Here is a 17,550-nt window from a genome sequence, read left to right as displayed (position 1 = left end):
ACTTTTTAAACAATATTCACATCTATTTTAACAAGTATATGTAATTGAAGGTAATTTAAATAAATTCCTTGACATGGAAATCGTCATAAATTAAAATAAGAAAAAAGAATAAATTTGAAGTTAAGGTACACTTTAAATTGGTCCTGTGAGGCCAGAAAGGAGTATGCAACTATGTTATTGAGAAATATGAATATCATAGCTTTGTCTTTAAAGATAAATTTAAATAACGATGAACATACGAGGATAATAAGGATAGCAATTTAAAATGTTGTAGTCTCTTTATTGTCCTTTTTTTTATAAAAAATTATTGAGGTTTATCTTTTAAAGTGTATTTTTAGCAGCTAACTAATAGTTTAGAGGAGGGCTAAGCATGAAAGCAAAGCTTATATTAGAAAATGGTATGGTCTTTGAAGGAAATCCATTTGGATATTTAAAAGAAAATGTAGGAGAAGTAGTTTTTACTACAGGTATGACTGGATATCAAGAGGTTTTAACTGATCCATCATATTATGGTCAAATAGTTACAATGACATATCCTTTAATAGGAAATTACGGAGTTAATTTAGAGGATGTAGAGTCAAGTAAGCCACAGGTTAAAGGGTTTATAGTTAGGGAAAAATGCAATATGCCAAATAACTTTAGATGCGAATTAACTTTAGATGATTATTTAAAACAAAATAAAATAATAGGGCTTGAGGGAATAGATACAAGAGCACTAACAAAAGTATTAAGAAACAATGGAACAATGAAGGGAATAATTGTTTTAGATGATTCAAATTTAGACGATGTTAATGAAAAATTAAATAGCTTTTCAAACAAAGAGGCAGTACATATAGTTACTACAAAAGAAAAGTATGAGATTCCAGGAGAAGGCAAGCATGTAGCAATAATAGATTATGGAATAAAGCAAAATATAATAAGATGCTTCAGAAAGAGAGGATGCAAACTTACAGTATTCCCATCAGGTGCATCAGCGGAAGAAATACTTAATGTAAATCCGGATCTAGTATTTGTATCAAATGGTCCTGGGGATCCTCAAGATTTAGAATATGAAATACAAACAATAAAAAATATAATAGGAAAGAAACCTATAGTTGGAATATGTCTAGGGCATCAACTTTTAGCATTAAGCTTAGGTGGAAACACAACTAAATTAAAATTTGGACATAGAGGTGGAAACCATCCAGTAAAAGATTTAGAAACAGGAAAAGTACACATAACCTCACAGAATCACGGATATGTTGTAGATAGTATGCCAGAAGATGTAGAGGCGACTCATATAAACATCAATGATGGAACGATTGAAGGATTAAAGCATAAAACAATGCCAATATATTCAGTTCAATTCCATCCAGAAGCATCAGCAGGTCCAAAGGATTCTGAATATATATTTGATAGATTCTTAAATTACGCACTATAAGATTATTGGGAGGTTTAAAGTTATGCCATTAAATAAAGATATAAAAAGAGTATTAGTTATAGGTTCAGGTCCAATTATAATAGGTCAAGCTGCTGAGTTTGATTATTCAGGAACTCAAGCTTGTCAGGCTTTAAAAGAAGAAGGGATGGAAGTTGTATTAATAAACTCAAATCCTGCAACTATAATGACAGATAAAGAAGTAGCAGATAAAGTTTACTTAGAGCCATTAACTTTAGAGTTTGTTGAAAAAGTAATAGAGAAGGAAAGACCAGATAGCTTACTTGCAGGAATGGGTGGACAAACAGGTCTGAATTTAGCAGTAGAGCTTTATGATGCTGGAATTTTAGATAAATATAATGTAAAAGTAATAGGTACATCTATCGAATCTATAAAAGAGGGTGAAGATAGAGAACTATTTAGAAATATGATGAATAGAATCAATGAACCAGTTATACAAAGTGATATAATAACTGATTTAGAAGCTGGAATGGCTTTTGCAAATAAAATAGGATATCCAGTTATAGTAAGACCTGCGTATACCCTAGGAGGAACTGGTGGAGGTATCGCTGAAACTGAAGAAGAATTAAGAGAGATATTAGAGTCAGGGTTACAGTTAAGTACTATAGGACAGGTTCTTTTAGAGAAATCAGTTAAGGGTTGGAGAGAAGTTGAGTATGAAGTAATGAGAGATTCATACGGAAACTGCATAACAGTATGTAATATGGAAAACATAGACCCAGTTGGAATACATACAGGAGATAGTATAGTTGTTGCACCATCTCAAACATTATCAGATAAAGAATATCAAATGCTTAGAACAGCATCAATAAACATAATAAATGCTGTAGGAATTGAAGGTGGATGTAATGTACAATTTGCTCTTCACCCAGAAAGCTTTGAATATGCAGTAATAGAAATAAACCCAAGAGTTTCAAGATCATCAGCCTTAGCATCAAAGGCAACAGGATATCCCATAGCAAAACTTGCAGCAAAGATAGCACTTGGATATGGATTAGATGAAATCAAAAATGCAGTTACACAAAAAACATATGCATGTTTTGAGCCAACACTTGATTATGTTGTATGTAAAATACCAAAGTGGCCTTTTGATAAATTCTTCAGCGCAGATAGAGCACTTGGAACAAAGATGATGGCAACTGGAGAAATAATGGCTATAGGAGCTAACTTTGAGCAAGCATTCTTAAAAGGGATAAGAAGTTTAGAAATAGGAAGATACTCATTAGACTTTAAAAAGTTTAGAGATTTAAGCATGCAAGAATTAAAAGAGAGAGTAGTAACTCCTGATGATGAAAGAATCTTTGCACTTGCAGAAATGCTTAGAAGAGACTATAGAGTTGATATGGTATCTCAAATAACTGGAATAGATAGATTCTTTGTAGATAAAATAAAATGGATAGTAAATGAAGAACAAAGGCTAAAGTTAAGCCACATAGAAAATTTAGATAAAGAATGGTTATTAAACTTAAAGAAAAAGGGATTCTCAGATAAGGCAATTGCAGATTTCTTAGAAGTTAGTCCTGAAGATATCTATAGATTAAGAGATATATGGAATATTAGACCGTCATATAAGATGGTTGATACTTGTGCAGGAGAATTTGAAGCCTTATCACCGTATTATTACTCAACTTATGAGCAATATGATGAAGTTACAGTAAATAAAGATAAGAAGAAAGTAATAGTTATAGGTTCAGGTCCAATAAGAATAGGACAAGGTGTTGAATTTGACTATGCATCTGTACATTGTGTAAAATCACTTAAAAACATGGGAATAGAGACTATAATAGTTAATAACAACCCAGAGACAGTAAGTACAGATTTTGATATATCAGATAAGCTATACTTTGAACCATTAACAGAAGAAGATGTACTTAATATAGTAGAGAAAGAAAACCCAGATGGAGTAATACTTCAATTTGGTGGTCAAACAGCAATAAAGCTTGCTAATTTCTTAAAGGAAAAAGATATACCAGCTCTTGGAACTACAGCAGATCAAATAGATATGGCTGAAGATAGAGAAAAGTTCGATGAATTATTAGAAGAACTTGGAGTTTCAAGACCTAAGGGTAAAGGTGTATGGTCATTAGAAGAAGGATTAGAAGAAGCTAGAAGACTTGGATTCCCAGTACTTGTTAGACCCTCATATGTACTTGGTGGTCAAGGGATGGAAATAACTCATGACGAAGAGGAATTAACATATTATCTTAAGAATGCATTTATAAAAGATACAAAAAATCCTATATTAATAGATAAGTATTTAATGGGTAGAGAAATTGAAGTAGATGCAATATCAGACGGAGAAGATATATTAATACCAGGAATAATGGAGCATTTAGAAAGGGCAGGAGTACACTCAGGGGATAGTGTTACTATGTACCCAAGTCAAAATATAAGTGATGAGATTAAGGGGAAAGTATTAGAATATACTAAGAAGCTCGCTTTAGCAATAGGAATAAAAGGAATGATAAACATACAGTTTATCGAATTTGAAGGGCAGTTATATGTAATAGAAGTTAATCCAAGAGCATCAAGAACAGTACCATATATAAGCAAGGTATCTGGAGTACCAATAGTAGATCTTGCAACTAAGGCGATGCTTGGATATAAGATTAAAGATTTAGGTTATGGAGTAGATGTTTATAAAGAACCAGAATTAGTATCAGTAAAGGTTCCAGTATTCTCAACTCAAAAGCTTCCAAATGTAGAGGTATCATTAGGGCCAGAAATGAAATCTACAGGAGAAGTATTAGGAATAGGTAGAAACATAGAAGAAGCTTTATACAAAGGATTTGTTGGAGCTAGTATGTTCCCAGGAATGGAAAAAGGAAAGATACTTGCAACAATTAAAAATCATGACAAAGATGAGTTCTTAAAAATGGCAGTAGAACTTTCAAAACTTGGATATAAATTTGTATCAACAGAAGGAACTTGTAAGCTTTTAAGAGAGCATGGAGTTGATGTAGAAGAAGTAAGAAAGTTAAATGAAGAAAAACCAAATATATTAGATGTTGTTAAGAATAAGGAAGTAGATTTAGTAATCAACACTCCAACTAAAGGAAATGATTCAAAGAGAGATGGATTCTTAATAAGAAGAGCTGCTGTAGAGAGAAATATTGGGGTTATAACAGCCCTTGATACACTAAAGGCTATTATAGATGTTAAGAAGAAGCATTTTGAAAATGAGAGCAATCTAGAGGTATTTAATATAGCTGAAATCTAAAGCAGAATTATATAAATAAAATTACACCTATTTTAATATGAGAGAGTTTATTGTTATGTTCATAGTTTTAAATACTATGAGTATTTAGGGGCAATGAACTCTCTTTTCTTGTAAATTAAGTAAATTTATAAAAGTGAAAAAATAATTAGGAATATTTAGAAAATGGGTACATATATTGTTAACATAAGAGAAAAATATGTTGACATACGAACTTGCGTTCGATAAAATGTAATCAAACGTATGTTCGTACAGAAGGAGTGTTATTTATGAAATCAGATTCAGGCGTTTTTGTAAAATTAAACTATAAAAATATAGGTGAAAGCAATAGCTTAATTATCGATAGACAAGGAAACTTTGGAAGTTCAAAAAAATACTTAATGTGTGCAGGTAAGTATGATAAAAATGGATGGACTATAGTTTTTAAGGCTAGAGATTTTAAAGAGGCTGAAGAGATAGTAAATAATAATCCTTTTAGACATGGCAAAGACTATTCAGCTAGTATGTATCAGAATTAATATAAAAATTAATATAAAGATAAAAAGACTAGATATTTGATCTAGTCTTTTTTTATTTAATTTTATAAGTCTAATAAATTCTTTTCATATGATGAATAAAGTTCTCTTAATTCACTCATAGAATCTTCAATTTGTAAGTATAAGCTTGAAGCTAATTCATAATCATTATTTTTAAATGCATCCTTAGTGCTAGTGAATAATGATTTACTATTATAAGTATCTTTAAGTAAAGTATGTCTTAGCTTATTTATTTCTGTCCATCTTGAAATATCTAAATCAAGAGCCTTTTCAGGGGCATGAAGAATTCTACTAGATCTTATTTCTTTCATATAGTTAGTTATTACTCTATGTTCTATTTCAGTAGCCCATCTACTTAGTGCTGCTATTTTAAAGCTTTCTATTATTTGGTCAGTAAATACTGGATTTTTCTTTAATACATCAACCTTTTCTGGATTAGCTTCAAGTTGAGCTAAATTCTCAAATACAGTTGCTGGAGCTTTTCCAAAGTATTCGCTTCTTTCTTCTTCAGTGAAATCTTCAAATACATCTTCTTCAGTTCTATAAGCTCTTCCCTTTTCTAGGTAATCAGCATCTTCACCAGGTTTTTTTGATAACTCTTTTAATAGATCATCTTTTGATTTATTAGAATTTGCAGCGTATAATATACCATCAAGCATAGCTGTATAAGAAACTGCTATAGCAAGATATGTATTTGTATGAGGATTTGGTGATCTAAGTTCAAATCTAGTAGCCATAGGCTTATCAAGATCTCTTATTAATCCTATAAGTATTGTTCTATTTCTTGAAGGATTATCAGGTGCTAATCCTAAGGATGTAACAGTACATATAGGTGCCTCAAATCCAGGTTTTAATCTTTTAAGTGAATTATTAGTTGAAGAAATAAATGGATTCATTACTTCATAATTTTTAAGTACTCCCATTACAGCTCCATATCCTATTTCACTTAAGAAGTGCTCTTTTCCAACGTGGAATAAGTTAATTCTACTTCCGTTCTTTAACTTAGCACTAACTCCTAGGTGAGTGTGCATACCAGATCCAGCAACTCCATCTATTGGTTTAGCCATGAATGTTACATCAAGTCCGTTTCTTCTGAATGTTTCTTGGATTAATATTCTAACAAATAATTCATTATCAGCAGCTTGTAATGCTGAAGAGAATTTCCAGTCAACCTCTAACTGTTCCATTATATGATTGAATTTTCCTGAACTTTCTAATTGGGCTCTAACGCCACCAACTTCTTTATGACCCATTTCTGGCTCAAATCCGTACTTATCCATTAAATCTAATGTTTGTTCTAAAGCTGTTCTAACATTACCTTTTGTTCTTGTCCAGTATTGCTCTCTTAAAACTTGAGAAGTTGATAATTCTTCTATTTGAGCTATATCATTTGGTGTCTTTACCCAGAATTCTAACTCAGTAGCTGAAGTAAGAACAATTTCTTCTACATCATCTTTAGTTATATTGTATGTATCTAATAATCTAGGATTTTTATCAAATGCTTCCCAAAGAGATTTTTTGAAAGTTTCAATGGATGATTTTAAGATATATCTTGAATCAACAGGTTTGTTGTCGTGATATAAAAAACAAGGGATTTTAAGAGTACCAACAGGTCTGTTAGTTATTGGGTTTACGTTATCGTAGTTGTAGTCAACGAACCAATTACAGTCTAGGTCTGCAATCATATCAACTTTAGCGTTATTAAGAGTGGCAATTCCAGGAAGGACAACGGAAGAACCGTCAGTTTGAACAGCAACGCCATTTAAGAAAGAGTCGATATCATCTAAGAATAAGGTCATAGGAATTTTTTCGTCAGTATCATTCCCTGATAAATCTATTCCGACTAAAGAAACAAATTTAATTTGAGGATTCTTAGACATAATCTCGATAATATCATTTTTAGTATGTTTATCGCTTGGTATAGTGTAAATTAAATTTTCAATCATAATAGTATAATTCTAGATACTTTCTATTAATTTATATCTAGAATAGCTTCACATCCTTTCTTAATGTAGGGTCGAATGAAATTGTGAACATTTCATTAAATGTTCGTATAATCCAAATCTTAGAAAGATTTTACTACAATATATCTCGTCAGTCAATAAACTTAATAAAAAATTATATTTTATATTTGAAATAAATAAACTAAGTAAATCTAGATTTATTTTAGTTAAAGTTATAGAATATGTAGTATATAAATTTAAACGAAAAAGAGTGGAGTGATTAGGCTTTGAATAAGAAACAATTACCAATAGGTTTTTTTGATTCAGGAGTTGGTGGGCTAAGCGTGATGAGAGAAGCATTAAAACTTATGCCTAATGAAAATTACATATATTTTGGAGACTCAAAAAATGCTCCTTATGGAGTTAAAGAAATGAAGGAAGTTAGAGATTTAACATTTGAGGCAGTTGAATTTTTATTAAATAAGGGAGCTAAAGCTATAGCAGTAGCTTGCAATACAGCAACAAGTGCAGCAGTTGCAGAACTTAGAAGGGTCTACAAAGATGTTCCTATAGTAGGTATAGAGCCAGCAGTTAAGCCAGCCGTTGAATTACATAGAGATGGAGATGTTATAATAATGGCTACTCCATTTACATTAACACATAATAAATTCAAGAGGCTTATGGATAGTTATGGAGAATATGCTACTATAACTCCAATGCCTTGTGATGGATTAGTAGAATTTATTGAAAATGGAGATTTAGATAGCGAAGAACTTAAATATTATCTTAAAGATAAATTTAAGGAATATAAAGATAAAGATATAGCAGCTATAGTCCTTGGTTGTACCCATTATCCATTTATAATAGAGAGTCTATCAGAAGTGGTAGGAAAGGATATTCCTATAATTGATGGTGGAGAAGGTACTGTAAGAGAACTTAGGAGAAGGCTTAGAGAAGCTGATCTTATAAATGATAGTGATGAAAAGGGAACAGTTGAATTTTATAATTCTTGTGGAAGAGATGATGTAACAGAACTTAGTAAAAAATTACTTGGTATATAGGAAATAATATTTATAATAAACCGCATGTATTTTATATACATGCGGTTTATTAAATTTAATACTAAAAACAGTAACCATATTAGAAATTTTGAATATATTAAATTAAGAAGATAAAAAATTCAAAAAAACTTTGTTAAATAGTTGACAAAGAAATAGGAAGTTGGTATATTATAGATGTAGACAGAATTGTCAGAAAATTTGAAAAAAGAAAACTAATAAAGATAAAAATAAATTTATGAGGTGATTGTAATGATGATTAATGTTAGAGAATTTTTAGGAGAAAATTTTGCTGTTGAAGATGCTATAGTACTAAGAGAACAAATAAAACAGAACTTAAATGATGAAGTTGTTTTAGACTTTGAGGGACTAGACAGAATACCAAGCACATTCTTAACATGCCTATTCAGTGAATTAATAAATCAAAATGGAAGAGAAGCAATTTTTAATGCTATAAATGTTAAGAACTTAACAAACTACAATGATTTTTCAAGAGTTGTAATGGGAACTACTTTCCTAAATTAACAAATGGAGTAATAGAATGAGTATATTAATTAAAATCCATAAGAGGCCACTATCTTTTTGATATTAAGATAGTGGTCTTTTTAATTTTATAGAATTAATAAATTTTATAAGAATCTATTAATATTATAATTACTTAATCAATAATTAACATAATACCTTTATAATAATTATGAAAACAAAAAATCGATAAAAACTTAGAGCAAAATTAGCTTAGGGAGTGATAAGATGAACTTAATAAGTGGACTAATAGACATAGTATTACACTTAGATAAGTACTTAGGAGTATTAATTAATAATTATGGAACACTAGTATATGTTATATTATTTTTCATAATTTTATGTGAAACAGGATTAGTTGTAACACCATTTTTACCAGGTGATTCATTAGTATTTGCGGCAGCAGCCTTTGCAGCAATAGGATCACTTAATATTTGGATACTATTAATTTCTTTATCAGTAGCTGCAATACTTGGAGATACTATAAATTATAATATAGGAAAATATCTAGGGCAGAAGATATTAAATCGTGGAGATTCAAGGTTTATAAAAAAAGAGTACATAGATAAAACAAATGCTTATTATGATAAATATGGCGGAAAAACTATTGTAATAGCTAGATTTATTCCAATAGTTCGTACATTTGCACCTTTTGTAGCAGGGATAGGGTCAATGCATTATAAGCAATTTATAACTTTCAATGCAATTGGAGGACTACTTTGGGTAGTAACAGCATCTTTATTAGGATTCTTTTTTGGGAATATACCATTTGTTGCAAATAATTTCTCACTTGTTATAATAGCTATAATTTTAATATCAATTTTACCAGCGCTTATTGAAGTGATTAAAGGAAGAAAGAATGCTGGAAAGAGTTTAAATTAAATATAAAAGATTATTTAATGTATGTTTTATTTAAATTCTTTAATGAAAATATACTATAGGCTATAGTAATTGTTTAATAGGTATAAATGAGATATAATTTCATTATATAGAACAAAATATTATCTTAAGAAGTATATGAATTTATATGAATTTTTTGGATAATAATAGTTAATAGGTTTTAGTTTTGAAAGGAGAATTTATATGAAAAATCCAATAGTAACAATAGAAATGGAAAACGGAGGAGTTATAAAAGCAGAATTATACCCAGAAATAGCTCCAACTACAGTTGATAACTTTATACATTTAATAAATATGGGATTCTATGATGATTTAATATTCCATAGAGTAATTCCAGGATTCATGATCCAAGGAGGATGCCCAGAAGGAACAGGAACTGGTGGACCAGGATACTCAATAAAGGGAGAATTCTCAAGAAACGGATTTAAAAATGACTTAAAGCACACTAAAGGTGTTTTATCAATGGCTAGAGCAATGCATCCAGATTCAGCTGGCAGCCAATTCTTTATAATGGTTGCAGATGCACCACACTTAGATGGACAATATGCTTCATTTGGTAAGGTTACAGAAGGAATGGAAGTTGCTGATGAAATAGTTAAAGAGCCAAGAGATCGTGGAGATAGACCATACGAAGACCAAAGAATTAAAAAGGTTACTGTAGACCTTGGAGATTATTCAGCAAAAGAACCTAAAGTAATAGAAGAGTAAGAGGTGGGCTAAATGAATAATAATAAATCATTATTAGTACATGGCTTATCAAAAAATGAAATAAATTCATTAAGATTATTAGCAAAAGTTATTGAAATAAAACCAGAAATGGTAGAACTTAAAGTTCATGAAATAGCTTCAGGCGTTGTTAATGAAGAAGTTATTGAAATAGTTGAAATGCCAGAAGAGAAGGTAATATTATTTAATGGATTCTCAGATGGTGAAGTTCAAATTTTAATAAAGAAAATAAGAAGAGCTGTAAAGGATGGAGTACTAGCAGTAGTAACACCTGTATCACGTAATTGGTCATTTAAGTACCTAATTACACATCTTTTAGAAGAGAGAGAATGGTATAGAAAACAGCAAAAAGGAGAGTAATAGTCTTGAGTAGAGTTGGAGATAGAATTAAGGAAGCTAGACTTAAAGCTAATATACCTCAAAAAGCATTAGCTAAGAAGCTTGGTGTTTCTGAAAAGTATATAAATGAAGTTGAAATGGGAAGAAAAGTTGCTCAAGAAAGTTTTATAAATAAAGCTTCAAAGGTTTTAAATACTGATTTAAATGATATTAATATGGTAGTTACTGATGAAGATTTAATGGAAGAAAAGAGAGTAGCTAAAGAATCTAAACCTAGCTTTAAAAAAGATAATAAATCAAATGAAGTTTGGGAAAATGCTTTTTCTTCAGTTTTAAAGAATGTTCCTATATATGATTATGAATTAAAAAATGTTAAGGGACATAAAGAATTGCCTATACATTCAAATAAGGTTGAAGGTTATCCTCAAGATAAGGTAATATATTTAGAAGTTTCTGATGATGAAATGAGTGGCTTTAGAATGCTAAAAGGAGATTTAGTATTTGGACACTTAGTTACTGAACTTAATCAAAATGGTTTTTACTTAGTTAATTACAAGGGAGAAACTAAGATAAGGGAAGTTAGAAGACTAGATAATTCTAAAGTATTGCTTATGAGTAACAGAGGAAGTGCTATGACTGAGACTGTTGAAGTTAGAAATATGAAGGTAATAGCAAAATTAGATAGAGTAGAAATTAAGTTATAAATAAAAAGAAAGTACATCCATAGATGTACTTTCTTTTTATTTATATATGTTTTTGCAGCACCTTTATCAAAAGTTATATACTTTCATACAATAAGTATATGATAAGAATAATCTCGAGGTGAATTAGAGGTGGAGAATAAGTTAGATACTTACTTTAAACTATATAGAGCATTAGGAAGGGATACAATTAATAAACTGAATTTATTTAAAGGGAATATGATTAATGGAGAAAATGCGATAGAAGTTATAATAATAAGTGGAGAAAGTGTGGATAGAATATCACAAATTGTGAATGGTATAGGTGGAAAATATGAGAGCTTGGGATATGGGTATGGAATAGTGACCATATCTGTGGATAAAGTAGCTCAATTAGAAGATTTAGATGAAATACAATATATAGAATTACCTAAAGCTTTATATTTTTCGGATATAAACAGCAATAGAGCAGCTTGTATACCAGAAGCGCAGTCCAGTTACAGTGTAGATGGAGAAGGTGTTGTTGTAGGATTTATAGATACTGGAATAGATTATATGCATCCTGCATTTAGAAATACTGATGGTACTACAAGAATAGAGTATATTTATGATTTAAGTTTAGGTGGAGTTATATATAATAAGGCAACAATAAATGATGCTATATTAAATGAAGATCCATCTAGTATAGTTCCATCAATTGATTTAGCAGAGCATGGAACTCATGTTGCGGGAATAGCGTGTGCTGGGGGGCGAATTCCAGTAGCTAATTATGGGGTGGCACCTAAGAGTTCTATAATGATGGTAAAAGCAAATCGAGGAAGGTTCGCTCTTAGTACTCAAATATTAAGAGGACTTAAGTTTTTGGTTGATAGAAGCAAGGAACTTAAAATGCCTTTAGCTGTAAATATAAGTTTAAGCACTAATGATGGTGCACATAATGGTCAATCATTATTAGAAAAATATATAAGTACAGTCTGTGATTTGGAAAGAATAACTATAATTATAGCAGCAGGTAATGAGGGTGATGCCTCACATCATGTTGGAGGAGAACTTAGAGGTGAGCAAACAATATCAATAAATATTGCAGATGATGAGCCATCTGTAGAATTAGCTTTATACCATGATATTTTATCAGCGATAAATGTTCAAATAACAAACCCAACAGGTAGAGTAAGTGGAGCAATGAAAATAGGTCAAGGATTAAATGAAATTAATTTAGATGGAGATAGAATTGTATTTTATATGTCTGGTCCTAAACCTTTTGATTTACTTGGAGAAGTAGTTATAGCATTCATTTCAGGGGGAGAATATCTTATTGCAGGTGAGTGGAAAATAAGTTTAAATGTTTTGAATGAGTATAGAGGAAATTATGATATATGGATGCCTGTATCAGAAGGTCTTAATAAAAATACAAAGTTTTTAAGACCAACACTTTTTAATACATTAGGAATACCAGCAACAGTTAGTAATGTCATATCAGTTGGAAGTTATAATTATATAACTAATACTATATCGAGTTTTAGTGGAAGAGGAGCAATTGGAGATCCAGCATATACAAAACCAGAACTTATAGCCCCTGGGGAAGGGATAATCTCATCTGTTCCTTATAATAATTTTGATGCTAAAACAGGGACTTCTATGGCAGCACCTCATGTCACGGGTATAGCTGCATTATTTATGCAATGGGGAATAGTAAAAGATAATGATAAATTCCTATATGGGGAACGGTTAAAGAATTATCTAGTTAGAGGAGCGAAAAGAGATAGACCAAGTGTAACCTATCCTAATCCTTTATGGGGATATGGAACCGTATGCGCATATAATGCACTTGAGATATTGAGGAATGAAGTAGGTTTACCTAGAGTTGAAAGAGGTCTTGAAGATCTAAATAGGCAAGAGATAAGGCGGAAAATAATTGAATATGCAGGCGATATTCAGAAAGCAATAGATGCATATCCAAATGCGAAAGTAATAATATTAGACGAAAATTTTGCAGTAATAACGGCACCTGATAATGAGATAGACAAAATAACGTCTGAAGTACCAGAGATTGTATTTGTAGAACAATCACCGGTTTACACACTTAATGATATATCTCCAGTATATGCATCAAATGCACCAATTTTTCACAGAAATCCTTATCTCGGATTAAATGGGAGAGGTATATTAGTGGGCATACTCGATACTGGGATTGATTATATGAATACAGAATTTACTAGAGAAGATAATAAAACGAGAATATTATCATTATGGGATCAAAGTATTATAGATGGAGTTACAGAAAGCTTTGCTCAATATGGAATAGTATATTCAGAAGAACAGATTAATAATGCAATAAGTGTGGGACTAGGTGGAGGAGATCCGTACTCTATTGTTAAAAGTAGGGATGAAATAGGACATGGAACTATGGTAGCAGGACTTGCTGGGGCAAGAGGAAAGAATCCTGAACTTGTAGGTGCAGCACCAGACTGTAGTTTTGTAATAGTAAAATTGAAGGAAGCATCACAAGCATATTTAAGGAATTTTGGGGTAACTACACCAGGGGTTGGAAGATATGAAAATACGGATATGATATTAGCAATAAGATATATATTAAATGAAGCTAGAAGTAGAAATATGCCTGTTGTAATATATATTCCAGTTGGAACTAATATAGGATCTCATGATGGAACTTCTATTGTAGAGAGGTATATAGATGATATATCTAAGCGAAGAGGACTTGTTGTAGTTACAACAACAGGGAATCAAGGAGATGCAGATACACATACTGTATCCACTATAACAGCAACAGGAGATACAGCTACAATGGAGCTTAGGGTAGCTCCTAATCAAACAGAATTATATTTTGAGATATGGATAAATAGTCCTGATAAAGTATCTTTATCGATAGTATCACCTTCTGGAGAAATTATAGAAAAGATACCAGCAAAGTTGAATCAGACTGAGGAAATAAAGTTTGTTTTTGAGGGGACAAGGATGTTTATACAGTATTCAATTCCAGAAGAGCAAACAGGGGATGAGTTAATAATAATAAAAGCAGAAAACTTAAGAGAAGGAATATGGCAATTTAAATTGACAGGAGATTATATAGTTGATGGAAGATGTTATTCTTGGATACCTCAAAAGGATTTACTTCAAGAAGGTACAAGATTTTTAAACTCAAATCAATATACTACACTAACACTTCCATCAACAGCACGTAGGGCTATATCTGTTGCATATTATAATCAAAATAATAATGCTACAGTGGGAAAATCGGGGAGAGGATATACTAGGGATGGAAGAATAAAGCCAGATATAGCAGCAGGAGGAATAAATGCAGTAGTACTATCACCAGGCGGAGGTACTAAGGTTGCATCTGGGTCATCTATCGCAGGAGGGGTTGTTGCTGGATGTTGTGCACAATTGCTTCAATGGGGAATAGTAGATAGAAATGATCCAACTATGTACTCTGTAAAGATGAAGACATACTTAACAAGGGGAGCTGGAAAGAGAGAAGGAGATGTATATCCAAATCGTGAATGGGGCTATGGAACTATTGATATGCAGGGTGTATTTAATAATATTAGAAGTAGGAGTTATAGAAGCGATATATATGATGAATTTTATGTAGGAAATTTATTTATAAGGAAACCAAATGATTTCACCAATGAAGATGAAAAGGCATAAATTATTTATAAAAGAAATAGTAAGGAGCATTTTATGGCTGATAAAGGAAGTTTAAAAATTCAGTGTTTTAGTGGGGATGATTATATCCCCGTAGAAGGATGCAAAGCAACTGTAACTCCAAATTTCGGTACATCAACTCAGGTAGAATTAGTTACGGATTCATCTGGTCTTACACAAACTATAGAATTAGATGCACCTCCATTTGAGAATTCACAGCAACCTAATGGGGGCCTGCCATATGGTTTGTGCAATATAACAATTGAAAGAGAAGGATTTCAACCGTTCATAGTCAATGGATGTCAGATATTCCCTAGAGAAACAGCTTATCAAAAATGTAATTTATCAGAGATACCTACAGCTAGAGCAAGCAGAGCAGAAATTATAAATATACCACCGAATAGACTTAATGGTAATTTCCCGAGAAAGATTCCTGAAGAGGTAGATAAGCCACTACCACCACCAACTAGTGGGGTAGTATTACCAAAGCCTGTTGTACCCGAATATATCATAGTTCATGAGGGTGGACCTAATGCACCGGGCAGAAATCATAGAGTTCTTTATAAGGACTATATTAAAAATGTTGCTTCAAGTGAAATATATTCAACATGGTCAAGTAATACAATAAGGGCTAATGTATTTTGTATTATATCATTTACACTAAATAGAATTTACACAGAATGGTATAGATCAAAAGGTAAGAATTTTGATATTACTAATTCAACAGCTTATGATCATGCATTTAATTTTGGACGTAATGTATATGAAAATATAGGCGATATAGTAGATGAAATTTTTTCAACATACGTAAGAAGAATAGGAAGAAAGCAACCGCTTTTAACTCAATATTGTGATGGAAAGAATGTTATTTGTCCAGAATGGCTTAGTCAATGGGGGAGTAAGGCGCTTGGAGATCAAGGGGTAGCTCCATATGATATATTAACTCGCTATTATGGAAGTAATATTGAGCTTACTACAGCGGAAATTGTTAAAGGAAGTCCTCAATCTTATCCAGGATATGACTTAACAGTTGGATCAAGAGGGGAACCAGTAAGGGTAACACAAGAGTTTCTAAATAGAATATCTAGAAATTATCCATTAATACCTAAAGTAGCTGAGGATGGTATATACGGAGAAAGTACGGCAGAGCAAGTAAGGGTATTCCAAGGTATATTTGGATTACCAAAAACAGGAGTAGTAGATTATAAAACATGGTATAAAATTTCAGAAATATATGTTGGAGTTACTAAAATAGCAGAACTTAATCAATAAGGTAAATGACCATTTCTTATTTAATATAGAAATGGTCATTTATTTGAAAAATATTAAGAATCTAATGTTTTTCTATTTTTAAAATAGAATATTAAGCATTGAGAAATAAAAATTAAGCTTAACATTCCAAATAATGGGTATAAAGTCGATATAAGATTACCAAAGCCTATTTGTGATATTGGGAATGCTATTAATAATACTAATAGTATCCCTTTTTTAAATCCTATCTTAAAGGTTTTTTCTAATGTTTTACTTATAGAATATACATCAGAAACCTCTGTTGAGAACATTTCTAAAAGTATAACCATAAGAAGAAGTGCTTGCAATATTGTACTAAATCGTTTTGCTACAAATAATAACGGTATTTCAAGAGTGTAAATGTAGGGTTGATTTATTATAAGTAATAAATTTATCATTAGGCAAAGTAATGTAAGACCTAATGCACCAAATACAACACCTAAAGACATAGTCTTAGTCTTCTTTATACTTGTACTTAATGGTACTAAAACACCACAACAACACAATATATTATAGCCTGCATAAAGAATTGTTGATACAGCAAGTCCACTTTCTTTTTTAGGTGTAAAGCTTAATATGTTTTCAAATGTTATAGCATCACGACAAAGTATAAAATAAAGTATTGTAATAGTTGATATCGTAAATATCAAGGTTGGGACTATGAAAGAGTTGACCTCTATTAATCCATTTGTACCTCTAAGTAAGAAGAATATAGAAACTGCAATCATAATTAAAGTACCAACTATTTTAGGAATTCCAAAAAATTGATTAATAAGTGCTCCGCTACCTGCAAGAATTATAGATGCACTTGATATTAAATAAATTGTTGTTATACCTCCTGTAATTTTCCCAAAAAAGTTTGGACTAATTTTATGAATAACATCTCCATAGGATTCTAGTTTATATTTGATACTTATTTTTGAAATTATAGTCCCCATTGCAATATAAAATAATCCACAAATAATTATAGATATAAAGCTTGCTATACCAAAAGATGTGAAAAATTGTGTTATTTCTTTTCCGGAAGCAAGACCAGCACCAACAACTGTTCCTATAAAAACAACTGCAACTTGAAATACTTTAATCCATTCTTTTTTCAAGATATACCTCCTTATAAATACTCTTAATATCAAATATACAAAGTATACTTAAGATTTATTCTATTTATAAGTGAATAAGGTAAATTTTCTAAGGAAAACTAATAGGAGATTAAGTAGAACTAAAGAGGAGTGAGT

Annotated in this window: 13 protein-coding genes; 11 read left to right on the top strand and 2 right to left on the bottom strand. The window is 31.1% G+C overall.

Features of this window, described 5'->3' with window-relative positions:
* The first annotated feature begins 370 nt into the window (after window positions 1-370).
* From carA to JOC62_RS05150, 3 genes are all read left to right on the top strand, one after another.
* The gene (carA, locus tag JOC62_RS05160; protein WP_204594159.1) at window positions 371-1,420 is read left to right on the top strand and encodes a glutamine-hydrolyzing carbamoyl-phosphate synthase small subunit; all 1,050 of its coding nucleotides are present in this window, start codon (window positions 371-373) and stop codon (window positions 1,418-1,420) included.
* 22 nt (window positions 1,421-1,442) lie between these two features.
* On the top strand, window positions 1,443-4,658 hold the full coding sequence (gene carB / locus JOC62_RS05155; RefSeq protein ID WP_204594158.1) for a carbamoyl-phosphate synthase large subunit: 3,216 nt from the start codon (window positions 1,443-1,445) through the stop codon (window positions 4,656-4,658).
* Window positions 4,659-4,924: 266 nt separating this feature from the next.
* Window positions 4,925-5,173: a hypothetical protein gene (locus JOC62_RS05150; protein ID WP_204594157.1), complete on the top strand. Its 249-nt coding sequence runs from the start codon at window positions 4,925-4,927 to the stop codon at window positions 5,171-5,173.
* A 62-nt stretch (window positions 5,174-5,235) separates the two neighbouring features.
* Here JOC62_RS05150 and JOC62_RS05145 read toward each other — a convergent pair whose 3' ends face one another.
* Window positions 5,236-7,137 (bottom strand): type I glutamate--ammonia ligase, encoded by a 1,902-nt coding sequence (locus JOC62_RS05145; RefSeq protein ID WP_204594156.1) that lies wholly within the window; start codon window positions 7,135-7,137, stop codon window positions 5,236-5,238.
* A 284-nt stretch (window positions 7,138-7,421) separates the two neighbouring features.
* On the opposite strand from JOC62_RS05145, the gene murI reads away from it, so the two are divergent.
* The 8 genes from murI to JOC62_RS05105 all read left to right on the top strand — a co-directional run bounded on the left by murI (window position 7,422) and on the right by JOC62_RS05105 (window position 16,297).
* Entirely contained in the window at window positions 7,422-8,195 is a 774-nt protein-coding gene (gene murI / locus JOC62_RS05140) for a glutamate racemase (RefSeq protein WP_204594155.1), read from the top strand.
* Window positions 8,196-8,444: 249 nt separating this feature from the next.
* On the top strand, window positions 8,445-8,717 hold the full coding sequence (locus JOC62_RS05135) for an STAS-like domain-containing protein (RefSeq protein ID WP_204594154.1): 273 nt from the start codon (window positions 8,445-8,447) through the stop codon (window positions 8,715-8,717).
* 225 nt (window positions 8,718-8,942) lie between these two features.
* Entirely contained in the window at window positions 8,943-9,596 is a 654-nt protein-coding gene (locus tag JOC62_RS05130; protein WP_204594153.1) for a DedA family protein, read from the top strand.
* Between the two features lie 201 nt (window positions 9,597-9,797).
* Window positions 9,798-10,322 (top strand): peptidylprolyl isomerase, encoded by a 525-nt coding sequence (locus JOC62_RS05125; RefSeq protein WP_204594152.1) that lies wholly within the window; start codon window positions 9,798-9,800, stop codon window positions 10,320-10,322.
* Between the two features lie 12 nt (window positions 10,323-10,334).
* Window positions 10,335-10,700, top strand: a complete 366-nt coding sequence (locus JOC62_RS05120; protein ID WP_204594151.1) for a DUF3783 domain-containing protein — start codon at window positions 10,335-10,337, stop codon at window positions 10,698-10,700.
* Window positions 10,701-10,705: 5 nt separating this feature from the next.
* Complete coding sequence (locus JOC62_RS05115; protein ID WP_204594150.1) at window positions 10,706-11,383, top strand: helix-turn-helix domain-containing protein; 678 nt, start codon at window positions 10,706-10,708, stop codon at window positions 11,381-11,383.
* 129 nt (window positions 11,384-11,512) lie between these two features.
* A complete protein-coding gene (locus JOC62_RS05110; RefSeq protein WP_341534796.1) occupies window positions 11,513-15,028 on the top strand; it encodes a S8 family serine peptidase in 3,516 nt (1,171 codons plus the stop codon).
* Window positions 15,029-15,061: 33 nt separating this feature from the next.
* Window positions 15,062-16,297 carry a peptidoglycan-binding domain-containing protein gene (locus JOC62_RS05105; RefSeq protein ID WP_204594149.1) on the top strand — a complete coding sequence of 412 codons (1,236 nt, stop codon included), beginning with the start codon at window positions 15,062-15,064 and terminating at the stop codon, window positions 16,295-16,297.
* Window positions 16,298-16,350: 53 nt separating this feature from the next.
* Here JOC62_RS05105 and JOC62_RS05100 read toward each other — a convergent pair whose 3' ends face one another.
* Complete coding sequence (locus tag JOC62_RS05100; RefSeq protein WP_204594148.1) at window positions 16,351-17,415, bottom strand: YkvI family membrane protein; 1,065 nt, start codon at window positions 17,413-17,415, stop codon at window positions 16,351-16,353.
* Between the last annotated feature and the right edge of the window lie 135 nt (window positions 17,416-17,550).

The sequence above is a fragment of the Clostridium sardiniense genome, assembly GCF_016907995.1.
In the GTDB taxonomy this organism is placed as follows: domain Bacteria; phylum Bacillota; class Clostridia; order Clostridiales; family Clostridiaceae; genus Clostridium; species Clostridium sardiniense.
This window is presented reverse-complemented; position numbering and strand designations above follow the sequence as displayed.